The organism is Formivibrio sp. oc-25 (genome assembly GCF_055810895.1).
Map to the genome: position 1 here is coordinate 1 of NZ_JBVVOL010000041.1, position 17,601 is coordinate 17,601.

Annotated in this window: 22 protein-coding genes; 12 read left to right on the forward strand and 10 right to left on the reverse strand. The window is 53.3% G+C overall.

The genetic code is table 11. The features are described 5' to 3' along the window. Positions 1-3: 3 nt before the first annotated feature. The 7 genes from AC0KVQ_RS15265 to AC0KVQ_RS15295 all read right to left on the reverse strand — a co-directional run bounded on the left by AC0KVQ_RS15265 (position 4) and on the right by AC0KVQ_RS15295 (position 5,262). Entirely contained in the window at positions 4-1,452 is a 1,449-nt protein-coding gene (locus tag AC0KVQ_RS15265; RefSeq protein ID WP_473422046.1) for a recombinase family protein, read from the reverse strand. Further along, the gene (locus tag AC0KVQ_RS15270; protein WP_473422047.1) at positions 1,449-1,835 is read right to left on the reverse strand and encodes a DUF2924 domain-containing protein; all 387 of its coding nucleotides are present in this window, start codon (positions 1,833-1,835) and stop codon (positions 1,449-1,451) included. Before AC0KVQ_RS15270 ends, AC0KVQ_RS15265 begins: the two co-directional genes overlap by 4 nt. Continuing rightward, complete coding sequence (locus tag AC0KVQ_RS15275) at positions 1,832-2,143, reverse strand: DUF3489 domain-containing protein (protein WP_473422048.1); 312 nt, start codon at positions 2,141-2,143, stop codon at positions 1,832-1,834. Before AC0KVQ_RS15275 ends, AC0KVQ_RS15270 begins: the two co-directional genes overlap by 4 nt. A gap of 429 nt (positions 2,144-2,572) precedes the next feature. After that, a complete protein-coding gene (locus AC0KVQ_RS15280) occupies positions 2,573-3,052 on the reverse strand; it encodes a hypothetical protein (protein WP_473422049.1) in 480 nt (159 codons plus the stop codon). A gap of 6 nt (positions 3,053-3,058) precedes the next feature. Continuing rightward, positions 3,059-3,700 (reverse strand): esterase, encoded by a 642-nt coding sequence (gene ypfH / locus AC0KVQ_RS15285; protein ID WP_473422050.1) that lies wholly within the window; start codon positions 3,698-3,700, stop codon positions 3,059-3,061. A gap of 50 nt (positions 3,701-3,750) precedes the next feature. Beyond that, positions 3,751-4,605, reverse strand: a complete 855-nt coding sequence (locus AC0KVQ_RS15290) for an isochorismatase family protein (RefSeq protein ID WP_473422051.1) — start codon at positions 4,603-4,605, stop codon at positions 3,751-3,753. 24 nt (positions 4,606-4,629) lie between these two features. Further along, positions 4,630-5,262, reverse strand: coding sequence for an NADPH-dependent F420 reductase (locus AC0KVQ_RS15295; protein WP_473422052.1), 633 nt, complete (start codon positions 5,260-5,262; stop codon positions 4,630-4,632). A gap of 142 nt (positions 5,263-5,404) precedes the next feature. Between AC0KVQ_RS15295 and AC0KVQ_RS15300 the strand changes: the two genes are divergently transcribed. Continuing rightward, complete coding sequence (locus AC0KVQ_RS15300) at positions 5,405-6,304, forward strand: LysR family transcriptional regulator (RefSeq protein WP_473422053.1); 900 nt, start codon at positions 5,405-5,407, stop codon at positions 6,302-6,304. Between the two features lie 146 nt (positions 6,305-6,450). Here the strand turns inward: AC0KVQ_RS15300 and AC0KVQ_RS15305 are convergent, their stop codons facing one another. Then, complete coding sequence (locus tag AC0KVQ_RS15305) at positions 6,451-7,422, reverse strand: LysR substrate-binding domain-containing protein (RefSeq protein ID WP_473422054.1); 972 nt, start codon at positions 7,420-7,422, stop codon at positions 6,451-6,453. A 169-nt stretch (positions 7,423-7,591) separates the two neighbouring features. Between AC0KVQ_RS15305 and AC0KVQ_RS15310 the strand changes: the two genes are divergently transcribed. Next, a complete protein-coding gene (locus AC0KVQ_RS15310; protein WP_473422055.1) occupies positions 7,592-8,137 on the forward strand; it encodes an antibiotic biosynthesis monooxygenase in 546 nt (181 codons plus the stop codon). 230 nt (positions 8,138-8,367) lie between these two features. Here AC0KVQ_RS15310 and AC0KVQ_RS15315 read toward each other — a convergent pair whose 3' ends face one another. Next, positions 8,368-9,408: a type II asparaginase gene (locus tag AC0KVQ_RS15315; RefSeq protein WP_473422056.1), complete on the reverse strand. Its 1,041-nt coding sequence runs from the start codon at positions 9,406-9,408 to the stop codon at positions 8,368-8,370. 16 nt (positions 9,409-9,424) lie between these two features. On the opposite strand from AC0KVQ_RS15315, the gene AC0KVQ_RS15320 reads away from it, so the two are divergent. Further along, the gene (locus tag AC0KVQ_RS15320) at positions 9,425-9,949 is read left to right on the forward strand and encodes an SDR family oxidoreductase (protein ID WP_473422065.1); all 525 of its coding nucleotides are present in this window, start codon (positions 9,425-9,427) and stop codon (positions 9,947-9,949) included. 171 nt (positions 9,950-10,120) lie between these two features. On the opposite strand, the gene AC0KVQ_RS15325 is transcribed toward AC0KVQ_RS15320, so the two are convergent. Continuing rightward, the gene (locus tag AC0KVQ_RS15325; RefSeq protein ID WP_473422057.1) at positions 10,121-11,014 is read right to left on the reverse strand and encodes a LysR family transcriptional regulator; all 894 of its coding nucleotides are present in this window, start codon (positions 11,012-11,014) and stop codon (positions 10,121-10,123) included. Positions 11,015-11,112: 98 nt separating this feature from the next. Here AC0KVQ_RS15325 and AC0KVQ_RS15330 point away from each other — a divergent pair, with 98 nt between their 5' ends. The 9 genes from AC0KVQ_RS15330 to AC0KVQ_RS15370 all read left to right on the forward strand — a co-directional run. Further along, a complete protein-coding gene (locus AC0KVQ_RS15330) occupies positions 11,113-11,739 on the forward strand; it encodes an NADPH-dependent F420 reductase (protein ID WP_473422058.1) in 627 nt (208 codons plus the stop codon). A 59-nt stretch (positions 11,740-11,798) separates the two neighbouring features. Then, complete coding sequence (locus AC0KVQ_RS15335; protein ID WP_473422059.1) at positions 11,799-12,797, forward strand: alpha/beta fold hydrolase; 999 nt, start codon at positions 11,799-11,801, stop codon at positions 12,795-12,797. Positions 12,798-12,874: 77 nt separating this feature from the next. Continuing rightward, on the forward strand, positions 12,875-13,057 hold the full coding sequence (locus AC0KVQ_RS15340; protein WP_091195610.1) for a tautomerase family protein: 183 nt from the start codon (positions 12,875-12,877) through the stop codon (positions 13,055-13,057). A gap of 41 nt (positions 13,058-13,098) precedes the next feature. Beyond that, positions 13,099-13,446 (forward strand): putative quinol monooxygenase, encoded by a 348-nt coding sequence (locus AC0KVQ_RS15345; RefSeq protein ID WP_473422060.1) that lies wholly within the window; start codon positions 13,099-13,101, stop codon positions 13,444-13,446. Positions 13,447-13,615: 169 nt separating this feature from the next. Then, the gene (locus tag AC0KVQ_RS15350; protein ID WP_473422066.1) at positions 13,616-13,912 is read left to right on the forward strand and encodes a cupin domain-containing protein; all 297 of its coding nucleotides are present in this window, start codon (positions 13,616-13,618) and stop codon (positions 13,910-13,912) included. A 298-nt stretch (positions 13,913-14,210) separates the two neighbouring features. Then, a complete protein-coding gene (locus AC0KVQ_RS15355) occupies positions 14,211-15,407 on the forward strand; it encodes a Bcr/CflA family efflux MFS transporter (RefSeq protein ID WP_473422061.1) in 1,197 nt (398 codons plus the stop codon). A 71-nt stretch (positions 15,408-15,478) separates the two neighbouring features. Then, complete coding sequence (gene folP / locus AC0KVQ_RS15360; RefSeq protein ID WP_473422062.1) at positions 15,479-16,330, forward strand: dihydropteroate synthase; 852 nt, start codon at positions 15,479-15,481, stop codon at positions 16,328-16,330. Positions 16,331-16,361: 31 nt separating this feature from the next. Continuing rightward, positions 16,362-17,240 carry a DUF5131 family protein gene (locus tag AC0KVQ_RS15365; RefSeq protein ID WP_473422063.1) on the forward strand — a complete coding sequence of 293 codons (879 nt, stop codon included), beginning with the start codon at positions 16,362-16,364 and terminating at the stop codon, positions 17,238-17,240. Between the two features lie 179 nt (positions 17,241-17,419). Further along, positions 17,420-17,601, forward strand: a 182-nt coding sequence (locus AC0KVQ_RS15370; RefSeq protein WP_473422064.1) for a hypothetical protein, incomplete at its 3' end; no start/stop codon positions are given.

The window sequence follows — 17,601 nt, forward strand, 5'->3', positions numbered from 1 at the left end:
AAGTCAGGCGAAAATCTGCTGATCAAGTGGAAACTTTTGGACGCCGGTCGGTGGAAAAAATTGGATGCCGGTTGACAGTGCGGGAATGACCAGGCGAATACCAAAGCCACAGCGCTTGAATTGCACCGGCAAAACCAGTGTGGTTTTAGCCTGGGTGCAGTCTCTTCCTGCCAAAGAGGATGGAAGCACGTCGACCGCAATCTGCATCCGACTCACGCTCACGCGTTCAATCAACAATTCAAAAATGACGGCCTGATCGTGCTGGCGACCTTGAAGTAATAGTTCCCGCGCCTCACTGGCTTGGCGGATGGCCTTCTGACAAACATTAGCATCGGGGTGATCCAAGTCGGCAAGAAAACGGGATGAATCCTCCAGGTATCTGACCAGTACGTCCTTGACGGCATTTTCCAGTTCCTGAGCAGGAATGCGCAGTCCCGATGCTTTCGCCTCGTCAGAGTCAGGCTTTTCCCTGCCTGCCAAGCGATGAGAAATGTAATAACGATAACGACGCGTGCCTTTACAGGCATGGGTCATAATCAATCGCTCCCCATCCTCATCAAAAACTCGCCCAGCTAACGGATTGACTGGGCTCCTGTCGGATCGACCTCGTTGGCCTTGGCGATTTTCTGCCAAGGTTGTCTGTACCGTCTCCCAGAGTTCAGTATCAATGATTGCCGGATGCTGGCCGGCATAGCATTCGCCTTTGTGTGCGATTTGCCCTAGATAGATGGGATTGCTCAGCAGTTTATACAGGTGGCCCCGACTAAATGGGCGTCCACCGTTTGGGGTTTCTTTACTCGAAAGACGAATCGGAGTGACCCAGCCCTTGGCGTCCAGATCAGATTTCAGCTTACGCACGCATCCATGTTGCAAGTACAGCCGGAAGATATGCCGGATCATGTCGGCATGCGGTTCATTGATGATCAGCGTACGTTCATGGGCCTGATAGCCCAGCGGCACGTTACCACCCATCCACATGCCCTTCTTCTTGGACGCGGCAATCTTGTCGCGAATCCGTTCTCCCGTGACTTCGCGTTCAAATTGGGCAAAAGACAGCAGCACATTTAATGTCAGCCGCCCCATTGAGGTCGTGGTGTTGAACTGTTGGGTCACCGAAACAAAGGACACCCCGCGTACATCGAACTGTTCTACCAATTTGGCGAAGTCGGCCAACGAGCGGGTCAGGCGATCAACCTTGTACACTACGATGATATCAACGTTGCCATCGGCGACATCCTCCATTAAGTGACGGAGGGCAGGGCGTTCCAAATTGCCACCGGAATATCCGCCATCATCGTAAAGCGTAGGCCATGCCAGCCAGCCCTCGGCTTTCTGGCTGAGGATATAAGCGGCACAAGCTTCCCGCTGGGCCTGCAAGGAATTGAAATCTTGCTCCAAGCCTTCCTCGCTGGATTTGCGGGTATAAATCGCGCAGTTCAATTTCGGTTTCATCGCCCAATTCCGAAAAAGGCCGGGCCGGACCATTGTGTGCCGGTAATGGCACGGGCAATGGCAGAGAGGCTGCGATAGATTTTGCCGTCGTAATCAAATCCCGATACGGTGACCAATACATGATACGTGCGTCCTTGCCATTCACGGACCAAACGGGTTCCGGGACGGAGCGCAGACTTTGTCATGGAAGAGGCAATCACCGGGCTAGTGGGCAAGACAGTGCCGCGCACACCTTGCGCACCGGCCTGGACTTGCCAAGCGAGCGCCAGACGCAGAAACGAAGCATGCGTGTGAGGAGGAGGATCACGCCCGAACAGCGTTTGCCACTGACTGAGCAGGTCCTTTCGGTCCAGTAGCAACATTTCAGTCAGATCGTGCTTCATACATCCACCCGATAGACACGATCCCCACTGGGCGAATCAGTAAGTGCAACGTTGATCCCCAGCTTCTTGCGCAGGACGCCACTGATAAAGCCACGCACAGAATGAGCTTGCCAACCGGTGGCTGTCATCAACTCGCTGAGCGTCGCCCCCTCGGATCGCTGGAGCATTGCAAGAAAACGGGATTTCTTTGAGTCGGCCTCAAATCGGGGATTTTCCGTGCAAGATGACGTTGGTGCGTCAGCGGAAGGTTTGCGGCGACGCTTGGTTGGCGCAACTGGAGTCGTGGCTGACTTGGATTGGGTAGGCATGAGTATCTCCGGTAAAGCTGCCTTGACCATCACGGCAGTGGTACCAGTAACGCTCTGTTCCGGGGACAAATCAAGTCACCTGGACGCCTTTAACAATGCATGTGGTGGACGCCAACCGGCCACCCAGCTTTCTGTTCCATTGCAGATATTGATTCCGCGCTCTGCTCCAAAGCGGCCATTGGCACGGCAATACCTTGATTTTCCCCTCACAGGCTGGAGTGCAGTTTGGTCCTGCCACAGGCTGAGAAAATGCACTGTGTTTGGCGCAACGTCGGCAACGGATCAGACTGCTGCCGTTCAGGTTTTCCGATCGAACGGAAAGACCGTGCCCAAACCTGCCTTTCGAGTCGCTGCCTTTTGAAGGACAGGTAACAAAGTTCAGCAGTCACTTCATGTTGTGTAATGGACGCGCAAAATTGGGGAAGGCTATTAGGCGATTGATACCTGTGTTAAGCCAGAATGATGCATGAACTCCCGTACGATCAGCAGTGCAGCCACGGTAGAAGGCTCGATCAGCGGATTGTCCTCTCCGGCAGGGCTTCCCTCCGCGATAGCGCATAGTCGAGAGAAAACTGATTCAATATTGTCGAGATGGTATGCATTATGGGATTCGGCCTGCTCCTGCATCAATGAAAGCAGACTTGGTGCACCATCTCCGACGCAGCTGATATACAAAGAAGCGCCAACGGGCATGATGCGAGCCAATGGCATGACTTGCTCTTCAATATTTTCGATGGCGTTCTCTAGATCCAACGGCCGCGGGGGCGAAGTGCGCAGTGGGCCGGGCAATACGTTCCCCCAGCCAAGACTCAACTGCGCATCGGCGGTATCGGTGATAGATGCGTTAATCCACAAGTTGCTGCGTTGCTCACCAAGGTGCAACGTCAATGTGTTCTGGCTTGTTTGCATCACCCATCACTCCGCAGACGCATTTACAGATCTGGCGGTTAGCCGGAGTACATGCCGCAGCATGTTTTCATCAATGCCATGCCCCAGTCCAGGCACCAGATCGAGCGATACCGTGCCGCCGAGTTCCGCAATGCGATGCGCCGCTTGTTCGCTGTACCGGCTCGGAATCACCGCATCGGCGGTGCCGTGTATCAAATGCACAGCAGCCCCTGGGCGTACGTTTAGCCCGGCAGCGAAGCGGCCGGCCAATGCAATCACCTGTGCTGCCAGCGTGGGTTGGCGCAGTGTCGCCTCCAGGGCCATGATTGCGCCTTGAGAGAAACCCACCAGCGTGGTGTCCGCTGACGCCAGTCCGACTTCTCGTTGCCAGTGCGCAATTTCCTGTTCAAAACGCGGCATCGTGGAGGCAATGCGCTCCGGTCGGTTTGTTTCAGTGATGTCTTTTACCGAGAACCACTGCCTGCCACGCCCAAAATCAGAAGGATCGGGCGAGGCCACGGCCACCACGAAAGCGCGCGAATCCTGCATCGCAATCCGTTTTCCGACATAGGCCATATCGCTTGGCAGGGCACCTACCCCGTGAAACAACAACACCAGCGAGGTTGCGGCGTCGGCAGGCTTTTGAATCACAATTGATGCGTTATTCATGGTGAGATACCCAGAGAAATGCGACGTGCATGGGCACGCCGCTGTTTGCCTTACTTAACCAGACCAAATGGATCTTGAACGGCGCGCTTGGCCGGGTCTGCATTGTTCCAGTAATTCTGGAGCACCCACCCGTACTCAGGCAGGCCGTTGATAAACGGATCCAGCATCTTCATGCCCGAAGGGCGCTTCCAGTCCGCTTGCAACTCAGCACCCAGCGCAAAAACGGTATTCAGTTGGGCACCGGCTGCGGTCATTCGCTGCATTGCCGCATCAGCTTCGTATTTGCTCCAGGCACCCGAGGCATCGACTACCGGATGCACGGTATAACCATCATTGAGCATCGCCAGCGTCGGGAAAGTGACGCAGGTGCCCAAGGTCACGCCGGAGATGATGATGTGCTTGCGTCCGGTTTTTGCCACGAGTTCTTCAATTGCCTTGCGGAAAGTCGGATCCTCGTACGCGTTGATGATGCCGGTGCGACGGTAGATCGGCTGACTCGGAAACAGTTCCTTGAGTTCAGGCAGGATGTCGCCGTTCTGCCACTGCGCATTACTGGTGGTCAGCAGAACCGGGATGTCCAATGCCTTCGCCATCTTGGCCAGTGAGACAACGTTGCTTTTGTAGCCCGAGGCTTGTTGGAAATCGCGTACGCTGGCCATCAAGCCAATTTGGTGGTCGACGAACAGCATGATGCTGTTTTGCGGTGTCGGTTTTTCATAGGCTGAACGGCCGGCCTTGCGAGCATCGGCGGGCGACACCTTAGTGGGCAGCGTTTGATCGGCTATCGGGCTGACGATATCGGCAGGACGTTCTTGAGCGAAGCTCAGTGTTGCAGCCAAGCACAGTGCTACGGCAGCAGATAGTTTGGTCATTTGAAAGTTCATGAGTGACTCCTGAAAGGGCAATTAAGTTGGATTGATTGAGTTGGATTAGGCCCGGTGAATCCAGGTCGGCGCGATGCCGGTACCCAGGCCTGCGCCGTAACCGAGATAAATGTTCAGACCTGCCAGCGGCTCAAGGTAGCGGGCATTGCGCAGCCCACCGGCATCGATAACTTCAAAGCCCATGCTCTGTGCGAGCGACTTTGCTGCCTGTTTGGCTGGATCGCTGTCGGCCGCAAGGAAGACGCTGACCTTTTTGCCCTGGCCGAAGTCAGCCCCCCCATCGAGCACCTGGGCGAACACCGTGTTGAAACCCTTCACGATCAGGGCATCAGGCACGGCATGTGCGATTTCTTCGGCAGCGCTGGTGGTGTGCCCGATCGTCAGGCCCATGTAGTCTGCCGTCAGCGGGTTGGTGATATCGATCACGACCTTGCCGGCCACATTACCCACCGAACGCAGTGCGCTAGCAGCATCGGCGTAACCTGTGGCCAGGACGATGACATCCTGCCCTTGAGCGGCACCCGCCGCCGCAGTCGCCTCCACACCCGGAAACTTTGCTGCGAGATCCTTGGCCTTGCTGCTTTCTTTACTGATGACGCGGACCTGATGGCCTGCGAGATGGAGTTGTTTGACGAAGGCCGCACCCATGTTGCCGGCACCAATAACGAGTACTTTCATGACGAATCCCTTTTTAACTGTGACAAAAATGAGGTGATTGCTTTGCCGTGCGATGAACGCCAGGCACAGGAGTCACTCTATTGATTATTGATTTTGGGATAAACTGGCTTTTAATTGATTAACAGTTCCATTTATCGAGACAATGGATAAATTTCAGGAAATGCGGGTCTATGCGGCAGTGGTCGATGCCGGCAGTTTCGTTCGCGCTGCAGACGATCTGCAGATGTCGAAGGCAGCTACCTCCCGACATGTGGCGGATTTGGAGGCGAGGCTTGGCGTGCGCTTGCTTCAGCGCACCACGCGCAAGCTCTCCCTGACGGAAGAAGGCGAAGTGTTCTACGCGCGTTGCAAAACGCTCTTGAACGAGGTCGAAGAGATTGAAGCGGAGATCACTGCGCGGGCCGGTGAGGCCAGTGGTCAGTTGAAGATCAATGTGCCGCTCTCGTTTGGCCTATTGCATCTGGCGTCGCTATGGCCCGAGTTCATGGCGAAACATCCGAAGGTCAGCCTGGATGTCACATTGGGGGACCGTACTATCGATCTCGTCGAGGAAGGGTTCGATCTGGCCGTACGGATCGGGAAAATGCCATCGTCATCGCTGATCAGCCGCAAGCTGGGAAGCACACGCATGGCGCTATGCGCCTCACCTGCTTATATCGAGAACCACGGTGCGCCGAAGCACCCTTCGGATCTGGCCATGCACGATGTCATCTCATACAGCTTGCTGACGATGGGAGAAGACTGGCAGTTCAGCGGCCCCGATGGAGACATTGTGGTGAAGGTGCATCCTCGCATGCGTACGAACAGTGGAGACACCTGCCGGATGGCGGCATTGCAGGGGCAAGGTATCGTTCTGCAACCGACTTTCCTCGTTGGCGCCGACCTTCGAAACGGGACACTGGTGGAGTTACTGCCAGATTATCGGTCTGTCGAGTTTGGGATCTATGCAGTATACCCAACACGTAAATTTGTTTCCCCCAAGGTACGACTGCTTATTGATTTTCTTGTCGACGCGCTGCGCCGATCTAATTGGCCGGACTAAGGCATGCCTTAGTCCGTCAGTTCGTCACAAGTATTTGGCGCGGTAGGTGCGGCGCATCTTGTAATGCGCGACACGACATCGCTATGCCCAATTTTTATTTCCTTGCGTGCGATAGCGGGGTGATCTTTGATCCAGGGATAGCCGTTTTATCGGGGATTAGAGTTGCCATTGTTCGACGAACGCGTATCCGCCACGACACTACGCTCCTGAATAATGGCGGGCAGCTTTTCAGATAAATAGTCGATGACACTGCGAACTGAAGGCAGAATGCCTCGTGGGCTTGGATAGGCAAGGCAAAGTAAATTGGATGGGGCAAACCAGTCAGGTAATACATGTTCAAGCAATTTGGACTTTATGCTTGCCGCAACGATTGGTTCCGGTAGCAACGCGACACCGATACCGCCGATAGTTGTCTCAAGCTGAAGTCGCAGATCGTTGGTCTGTAGTCTTGGGGCGTGGTTTATCACGCACGCTTGCCCATTCTGGTTAACCAATTCCCACCGGACTTTACCATCACGGACATCCACCGAACGGCCTAGCGCTGCCAGACACCGGAGATCATCAGGCACGGCGGGTCTCTCTGCCCGGTCGAGGAAAGATGGGCTTGCCACAAGAATTCTACGAGCACTCCCAAGCTTTCGTACTACGATCCCTGCAATCGTAGCTATCTCGGGACGTGCCATGAGTGCCAAATCAAAACGCTCTTCGATCAAATCCACGTCGCGATCCAAGGGTTCGATAACCAGATTGACCTTGGGATACATATTCATAAAACCTGGCAGGATAGCTGCCAAATAGGTTTGAGCAAGAACCAACGGGCAACTCATCCGTACCGTGCCAATCGGTTCCTTATGGAGGTTCGCAATGCTTTCGTAGGCAGCCTCCGCTTCTTCAATTGTCGCCACGCACCGTTCAAAGAATCGCTCGCCCGCTTCGGTCAAGGCGATACTTCTCGTCGAACGCTGCAACAGCCTTGTGTTCAGCTTTTTTTCCAACTCAGCAATCCGACGACTTAGGCGTGACTTTTCAATGCCAGTAGCCCGTGCCGCTGCAGAAAACCCACGATGACGTACCACTGCCACGAAGTAGAAAATCTCATTGAGGTCAGTCGAATTCATTGGTGCATCATGGCAACAGTAAAGCTCAATTTAGCCACCTAATCACAAATTAGGCAACAAATTACAATTATCGGTTCACTTTCCAATCATCCCATTGGAAGCTTCCACCTTTAAAAGTTAACAGGCCCCCTAGTTTTCAATGCATAACTCTCAGTCGCATCCTGTCCTAATGCTTGTGAGCCGCCGGGCTAAACCGGGTCTTGAGGCACAATTCGAGTGGTTAATGACCGAATTCTTGGCCAAGGCAGAGGCCTATCCCGGGTGCCTGGGCACCCAGTTTGTCTATCCGGGCGATGAAGAGGATGTGGACGACGTGCTCTATCACGTCTTGATCGCATTTGAAAACGAGGACTGCCGCCAAGCATGGCAGAACTCTCCAGAACGAGCGGCAGGGCTGGTTGAAATTGCCCCATACATTGAGGGCAAAGCGTTCGTGCGCGGGATATCGGGATTGGCACATTGGTTCCAACCGACACAGACGGCCAAGGCCGGACAGCCTCCCCGTTGGAAGGTGGCCATTACGACATGGCTGGGGATATTTCCAACGGTTTATCTGCTGTTCGTTTTATTGGGGGAACTACTTGCGCCATGGCCACTGATTGGGCGTATTTTCCTGCTCACAATCCTCGTGGTTGCCATCATGACCTGGGGTGTGGCGCCGCAACTTACGCGGCTTCTAAAACCTTGGCTGTACCCAACTAGGTCAGACTGTTGATTAGGCCTTTAAAAGTTTGAGCTTTATGGAGCCATGGCTGCCCTATTTGTCATGTATAAAGAAGATTCCCGAAACCAAACCTTGGAACGATTGCATGAGCGCCGCAAGCAGGCTATGGCGCAAAAAAGTGCATGGATGAATACGTGAATGCAAATAACAAAGGGCCGCCTCTTGGCAGCCCTCTACAGATCACATCCAACTCAATACGGCTAGGAAAATCCGGCTATTGATCAGGAACCGAAGTAAGCCTTGATCTTGTCCATGCTCGCCTCTTCGGCCAGCGCCAGCGTCAAGAGGATACGAGCCTTCTGCGGGTTGTAATAACCAGCGCCGATACCTTCTGCTTTCGCAGTCACGAAACCTGAGCCAGTTCGGGTGGAACGTACCACCGGAATACCCTTCTCCATCAATTCTGTCACCTTGGCCTTCAGCCCAGACGGAATCGAGCCGTTGCCTGTGCCGGCAATCACAATTCCCTTGGCACCATCCTTGACTGCGGCGTCCAGCAAGGCAGCGTCCTGATCCTGGTAGCTGTACAGGATCACGACCTTGGGCAGGGATTCATATTTGGATACATCAAAGAAAGGCTTGCCCACCGGTTTGGCTGGCTCGAAGAAGAACTTAGGTACGCCTCCGATGAAGGAGCCAAGGAAGCCTTGGTCAGCCGCGCGGAAAGTATCCAGCGTGGTGGAGTTGGTCTTGGTCACATAGAACGCGGATGCAATGCGATCGTTGAGCACCACCATGGCACCGCGGTTTTCCGCTTCCTTGCTGGCGGCCAGAGTCACCGCCTCCAGTAGGTTCATCGGGCCATCGGCACTGATCGCCGTGGCAGGACGCATTGCGCCCACCACAACCACCGGCTTGTGGCTTTTCACAGTCAGATCCATGAAAAATGCGGTTTCCTCAGTGGTATCAGTGCCGTGGGTGATCACGACCCCATGCGTATCGTTGCCGGCCAGCTTGGCGTTGATCGATTTGGCAATCTTGAGCAGGATGGTCTGATTGATGTCTGGACTGCCCACATTCGCAATTTGCTCGCCACTGACCGTCGCAACATCCTTCAGCTCCGGCACGGCGTTGATCAGCACTTCGATACCAATGGAACCCGCTTTGTAATTGGTCGTATCTGTATTGCTCTTGGAGGCCCCGGCGATGGTGCCGCCCGTGGCATAAATCGTGACGCCAGGCTTGTCGGCGGCGAAGGTCAGCATGGAAGTGGAAAACAAGGCAGCGGCCAGAACAGTAGACAAGACGCGACGCTTCATCATGAATTACTCCTTTGATATGTTGTTTGTTGGCGTGCAGATATGTTCCATTTTTAAGAACCATATTCCACATTACGCAACACATCAAAAGCAGGAAGCGTGCCACCCTTCTCGGCATCATTTTCTGCCATTCAACCCATATCTTTTCGTTCTCGCAGCATTTCATGCAAAGAAAAACAGCCGTCGGGCCAGTCAAGTGCACCAGATCGGTGAGACAGACAGGCAAGCTACCACCATCCATCGTCAGACCTATGCTGCCTCGAAGGGCGCCGTGGCCATGTTCACCAAGGGCCTGTGTGCTGATCTGGCCAAGCATGGTCTGCAAATCAACGGCATTGCCCCCGGCTATTTCGTGACCGAGCTGACCAAGCCACTGGTCGACAATGAAGAATTCTCGGGCTGGCTATGCAAGCGCACGCCGGCCGGCCGCTGGGGCAATGTCAAGGAACTGACCGGCGCTGCCATTTTCCTGGCATCCGAAGCTGCCGATTTCGTGAACAGCCATGTGCTGTATGTGGATGGCGGGCTGACCAGCTGCGTTTAAACCTATTGCTCCGGCCCGATGAGGCCGAAAGTTGCCGTCATACCGGCGAAGGCCGGTATCTAGTGTCGGAGCGCAATTACCGACTGGACCCCGGCATTTGCCGGGGTGACGAATTCAACCATCAACAGGCCGGATCAATAATACGTGTGCCTACCCGAATTTCCGTCCAATTTATTTGGAATGCTGGCCAAATTGAGCCATTGCAAAATCAATGAAACTGCGCAGCTTTGGCGTCATACGGCGATCCGGGGCATAGAGCAGGTGGAAGGGGCGTGTAGGAATCCGGTATTCAGGCAGTACTTCGATCAGACTGCCGTTGGTCAAATCCTCACGCACCAGTTCGCAGGGCTGCAACAGCAGGCCCATGCCCGCACGCGCCGCCATCAGCAGCGCTTCACCGCTATCGACCATCAGCTTACCGGAAACCGGTACGGCAATTTCTCCATCCGGACCTTCAAACGTCCAGCGTGTGCGCAGTTCGGTATACGAAAACCCTAGGCATTCATGCTGTGCCAGATCCATGGGGTGGTTGATCGGTGGATGACGTACAAGATAGGATGGCGCAGCACACAAGCGCAAACGGTAAGGCGCCAGCGCTCGGGCAATGAGACCGCTATCAGATAGTTCCCCAACTCGGAATGCGACATCAAAACCTTCATCAATCAGATCCACAAATCTGTTTGATAGCGACATGTCGATCGAAACATCCGGATACTTTGCCACATATTCCGGCAAACGTTTGGACAAGGCATGAACACCGAAAGACACCGGGGCATTGATACGTAACCGGCCTCGGGGTGTGCCTTCACTGATGGCAGCCATGCCTTCAGCCGCCTCGACTTCAGCCAGGATGATCTTTACGCGCTCATAAAAGGCCAAGCCGGCCTCGGTCAGATGATGGCGCCGAGTCGTGCGGTTGATCAGGCGCACACCTAGGTGCTGCTCCAGCGTCTGTACATGCTTGCCGACCAATTGTGATGACATAAGCAAGACTTCGCCTGCCGCTGAAAACGACCCTGTTTCAACCGCCTTGGCGAACACACTCATACTGAGAAATCGATCCATTCCAAACATTCCGTTTCAAGTATTGATGCATTTTTGCCATTTATCCACGATGAATTCAAGTTTTAAAGTATGCGCTCTTATCAACAAGGAGCGCGAACATGAAAGTTGCAGTCATTGGAACAGGCAATATGGGCGCAGGCCTAGCAGCCGTACTGGCTGGTGCAGGGCATGAAGTCAGCATCGGCGCGCGAGATCTGGTCAAGGCCGCTGCTCTCGCGGACAAAGTCGGTTACGGAGCTGTGGGTGGTGGGATTGCCGCAGCGGTCAAACTTGCTGATGTAGTGATTCTGGCGCTTCCGTTTGGCGCAGCAGCTGATGCGATCAAGCAGGCCGAGGGTTTGGTCGGGAAAGTGTTGGTCGATATCTCTAACCCGATCAGCGCGGATTACAAGGAACTCACTATCGGCCACACCACCTCGGCCGCAGAGGAAATCCAGAAACTCGCACCACACGCCTGCGTGGTCAAGGCCTTCAATACCATCTTTGCGCAATTGCTGGCACCCGAATCCCGTACCGGCAAAACCCTGCAAGTTTTCGTGGCTGGCGATGACACTGCTGCCAAGGCAGTGGTGGCCGATCTAGCAAAGTCCATGGGCTTTGAAGCAGTAGAAGCTGGCCCACTCACCAACAGTCGCTATCTCGAGCCGATTGGTGAAATGAACATCCACTTCGGCTATTTCCTCGGCAAAGGTCCGGTCGTTGCGCCGGCCTGGGTGCAGGTATAAATCGCCAGCCGAAGGTAGGCCCGCATCAGTCGGGCCGTATCCCCCGATCAAGGATCACCATGAAACCCGGATTACGTACTGCGCTGTACGCGCTGAGTCTGCTCATTACTGCCAACGTGACGCTGGCCGCTCCCGCCATCGAAGTGCTGGGTAAAGACTTTGCATTTCCCAACAAACTGGCAGGATTGCCTGCCAACCTGTCGGATTTCAAAGATCTGCAGATCAACAGCTTTACAACCAGTGATGGTGTGAAGCTCAGCTACTGGGAGGCCGGCAGCGGCAAACCGCTGGTGTTCATTCCGGGTTGGTCCGCAAATGGTGCCGAGTTCATCAATGTGATGTATCTGCTCAGCAAGCATTACCACGTTTACGTGCTTGATCCGCGCAATCAGGGGTTGTCCCAGAAGGTGGACTATGGCGTGCGCATTTCGCGTTACTCAATGGATCTCAAGGAGATGGGCGACCATTTGGGGTTGAAATCAGCAGATTACGTTGGCTGGTCGATGGGGGCGTCCGTGCTGTGGGGCTATATTGATCTGCTCGGTACAAAGACTATCCGCAAGGTGGCCTTCGTGGATGAACCCGTATCGATCTACTCTCATGCGGACTGGTCGGAGAAGGAACGGCTCGAAGCTGGGGGCATGACCTCCTCAGTTGAACGCATGGTCGCCACTTTCACGACCGGCACGCCAACAAACCAGCTTGTGGTCGACATGAAGGTCATCGAACGTGCCATGGCAAAAGACTCACCGTACTTCGTGAATTCCGAAGCGTTCGCGGCCGAGTTTATCAAGACGGATCCGAAATATACGGCCAAGGTGCTGTTCGATCACGCCACCAATGATTGGCGCGATGTGATCCGTCACAAGATCAAAGTGCCGACCGCGATTTTCTCCGGTGAATACAGCAACAACCTACCCAGCCAGCGCTGGATGGCCTCGGTCATCCCGAATGCCAGGCTGTATGCCTACACCCAGGCAGAACAAGGGGATCACTTCCTGATGTTCAAAAATCCGTTCAAGTTCACGCAAGACCTGCGCGATTTTCTCGAACATTGATTAACCCGTAGAACCCGATTGCCTGCACGCACCATGCCGTAGGCTAACAAACCATTTTTTAACGCAAGGAGTCCACCATGCCCGTTGTACGAGTTACCTGGTTTGAAGGTAAAGACACTCCCACCAAGCAAGCCGTTGCGGCCGAAATCACGGAAAGCATCGTGCGCAATACCGGCACTGATCCGAAATACATCTACGTCATTTTCGAAGACGTGGCCCCTTCGGACTGGGCAGGGGAAGGCAAATTATTCGGTGGCTAACATCGGATTGAAGTAGGCACATTTTTACGGGTGTGGCAGCAATGTCACACCGCTTTCCAGTGGCGCACGCCCAACAATTGGACAAGAGAAAAGATATGACCACCACGATATTGGCAACTGTCACAGCGAAGCCTGAATTTGCTCACGATGTGGAAACCGCATTGAAAAAAATGATCCCGGCGACCCGTGCCGAAACGGGCTGTGTCAGCTACGTCCTGTTTGCTTCAGAAGAAAAAGCCGGCACTTTCCATCTTCTGGAAACGTATACCGATGGTGCAGCTTTGAGCAGCCATCACCAATCGACCCATTTCGGCGAACTGGTGGCAAGCCTTACCGGCAAGTTGGCAAGCGATATCAAGATTGAGCGCATTGTTGCGCTAACCGCCTGAGCAAAGCGGGCACCTGCATTTTGTTAGGTGTCATAACCTATATTTGGAACTCGTTATGTCAGCGTGGACGCTACTCCACCTCTTTACCGATGAGAACGGTCTTTCCCGCGTCGATACCGGCTTCACTCAAGAACTACAGATGGTCGAATTCGCGCCACCGGCTCCCGCTATGCATGTTGGCCGGGCCTCAGACGCAGAAGCACTCGCGCTTGTGGAATTGCCAGTTGGTTGGCATGGTGGATGGCATCCAAGTCCAAAGGCGCAGTGGGTAATCTGTCTCGCAGGAGTGATGGAGTATCAAGCCGGAGACGGGACAAGATTCACCCTGTATCCCGGTACTTGTATATTGACTACGGACACGACTGGGCAAGGTCACGCTAGTTGGAACGCAGGTTCAGAACCCATACGGCTTGCACTTGTTCAAATGCAAACAGCCCCACTCAAGGCGTCCTGCAACGACGCCTAACCGCTCACACAGCTGGATGTTATATGGCCAACAGCGCACTGCGCTTCGTTTGTATCCAAGCCAAAGCAATAGCCTGACGCAATTTACAGAAACTGATGGTGTTCCGGCAGAAGGCAAACCGAGCTGGATGTAATCCACAGCGCAGTACTGCTGAACCTGAATCGGACTGGCAACAGCCCGTTTTAGGCTCGACGTTTCATTTCCAATCCAGCAATTAGCAAGATTTCTCCATCACCAATGTACGGTCGCAATCTGTTATCCGGAACATCGCGGCAGTTTCCACATGCAGGATAACAAGATGAATCATTCGGAAGCCAAGGCGATTTCGATTCGCCAGTTGGTATTTTTCTTGGGCGCAGTTTTCGCCCTTGGCTCGCTGAGCATTGACAGTATGCTACCGTCACTGGGTGTCATCGCCCATGACCTTCATCTGAGCAATGCCAACCAGGCTCAGCTTCTCGTTACCAGTTTTGCTGCGGGGATGGGGCTGGGTAGTTTATTGGGCGGGCCTCTGTCCGATCACTATGGCAGGCGTCCGGTCATTCTCGCTGGATGCCTGCTTTTTGTAGCAGGATCATTGTGCGCCATGGGCGCTAATTCGCTGACGATTATTTTTATCGCTCGAATTCTTCAGGGTATTGGCGCTTCCTTCACGAAAGTAGCCTCAACAGCCTGGATTCGCGACATGCATGCCGGACCTGCGATGGCTCGGATCATGAGTTTTGCGATGACGATGTTTGCCATGATGCCTGCCATTGCGCCTTTCATTGGAAAAAACATTGCAGCAGTCGCAGGCTGGCGCGCCATCTTTGCCGTATATGCCATTTTTGGCACCCTGCTGGCTTACCATGCTTTTACTCTCATTCGGGAAACATTAACTGAGCAGCGGGTGCGTTTTGCAGTGCGCAGTTTTGCTCTGCGCAGCCGCGAAGTGCTGGCAATCCGACAAGTTCGTTTGGCCATAGCGGCACGAACGATGAATGTCGCAATTCTCTTTTCTTCCTTGTCTTCGATACAGCCGATTTTTGACCGGACCTTTAATCGTGCAGACTCATTTCCGGCTTACTTTGCGTTGATGGCTGTGGCAATTGCTATTGGGGGATTTGTGAATGGCCGGATTGTGGCTTGGGTGGGAGGGAAATCCCTTGTTTTCAGCGCATTTGGATTGAATACGTTGCTGTCCGTTGCGGTGCTACTCATCGTGAGTTCAGGCCATGGGCATGGCCCAGAAAGCTTTGCGCTGTTCTTGCTATGGGCAACGGGAACATTTTTTATTCAGGGGTTCACTTCCGGAAATTTGAGTGCATTGGCACTGGAACCGGTTGGGCATATGGCCGGCATCGCTGCATCGTTGGTCGCTTCAATCCCTATGTTATTGGCAACACCAGTCGCCATGTATGTCGGTCTGGCATTCGATGGCAGTCCACTGCCTTTGGAACTGGCGACGCTGTTTTTTGCCACGCTGGGCTGCGGCTTTGTTCTGCGGATGAAATAACGAAATCTGTACTAAGGCGTTTAGATATGACGATTTGTACTCTACCGCCTTCCCCATCAACGGATCCACCAATGCGAACACATACACCGATCTGGCAATGCGGAGCCTATCACCTGGAATTCAAGCAACCAGCCATAATGGCCATTATCAACCTGACATCAGACTCGTTTTCTGGTGACGGTTTGCATGGCCGGATTAGTGGTGCATTGCGACGGGCAGAACAGGCGCTGCGTGATGGAGCGACCATTCTCGATATTGGTGGCGAATCGACACGTCCCGGATCTGCGGCCGTTTCGTTACAGGATGAACTGGCTCGCGTGATCCCGACAATCCGGGCCTTAGCATCTTTTAATGTCCCGATCTCGGTCGATACGATGAAGCCACAAGTCATGGCCGAGGCCATCGCAGCGGGCGCCAGCATCATCAATGACATCAATGCACTGCGTGCACCCGGTGCGCTCGAAGTTGTGACCGAGAGTAATGCAGGCATTTGCCTGATGCACATGCAAGGGCAGCCCCGAACAATGCAATACCAACCTCATTATCAAGATGTCGTTGCAGAGGTTGAGGAGTTTCTTGCACATGAACTCGAACGATTTACTCATACTAATGCTAACCGACAGCGAGTGGCATTAGACCCCGGATTCGGCTTTGGTAAAACACTGGAACACAATCTGGATCTGTTCCGCGCATTGCCAAGCCTATGCAAGTTTGACCTGCCAGTATTGGTGGGCCTTTCCAGAAAAGCCATGCTCGGAGAAATCACTGGAAAAGCGGTGGCCGAGCGTGATGTGGCAACCGCAACCGCATCCGTTCTTGCGGTGCAAAAGGGGGCGTCAATCCTGCGGGTTCACAATGTCGGCGCTACACGGGATGCTCTGACTGTTTGGCGAGCCATCGATTTGCCTTCAGACTTGAATTAAGTGTGACTGGCATTTATCCGGTAAATATCAAATGCACGATATCTGGAATCCCTGGCACGGTTGTCGTAAGGTCAGCGAAGGCTGCAAGTACTGCTACATGTATGCGCTGGATGCGATGCGTGGTCGCGATGGCGCAGAAATATATCGAATCAAAGAAAATTTTACTTACCCACTCCATCAGGATCGTCACGGCAATTACAAGATCAAAAGCGGTGAACAAATCCGCGTATGTATGACATCTGACTTCTTTCTGGAAGAAGCTGATATCTGGCGCAATGAGGCCTGGTCCATCATGCGCATCCGTCGCGACGTCAAATTCTTTTTGCTGACCAAGCGTCCACACCGGGTAGCAGCTTGCCTGCCGGATGACTGGGGTGATGGCTGGGATAACGTGTTTTTCAATGTCTCCTGTGAAAACCAGCAACGGGCCGATGAGCGAATCCCGCAGCTTTTGGATTTACCGTTCAAGCACAAAGGCATCATGGCTTCACCATTAATTGGTCCTATTGATCTTGCTCCGTACCTGATATATGGGCAGATTGAACAAGTGATAGCCGGCGGTGAAAATTATGCGGGGTTGCGCCCCTGCGACTTTGAATGGATCAAGGCATTACGAGCCAGTTGTGAGCAATATAATGTCACATTCTGCTTTGTTGAAACGGGAAGCTACTTCATTAAGGATGGCAAACCATACCGACTAAATGGGAAACGTCTGCAAAGTGAAATGGCGTGGAAGTCTGGTGCAAGCTTCACAGGCAAGCCTTTGCGATTTCGGCTGTATGATGGACTAGGTATGGAAATGGTAGATCAGGACTTATATCAACCAGAATTTAAAGATCAGTGTCTAAAATGCGGAAGCAAGCCGATCTGCAATGGGTGTTGCAATTGCGGAAGATGTGCGGTTGGATAAGTGCGGTAGAAAAGCATAAGTAATTCCTATGATTTGTTTATCGGCAATGAGAAAGTATGCATTCATGATGCCGATCCATCGTCGGATTAGCATGGGGTGTGAATCTAAACTTGAATTGATCGTGGTAAAATTATTGTGGCCTATATTAATTTGCAGGGCTGCCAGGAAATAAATCTCTAGTGCACTCAGGTGAAGATATCTGCGGCGAACATGGATTGAGCGCAGCCTCTACCTGTATCGAAGGCAAAGCCATGATTTATCAGGATGGTGAAAAACCAAACCCCACCTTCGGTTTTTCACCCCTGAATTTCAAAAAACTGCTTCCTCTTCAAAATCAGCCTGATTTTTCGTCAAATCAGAC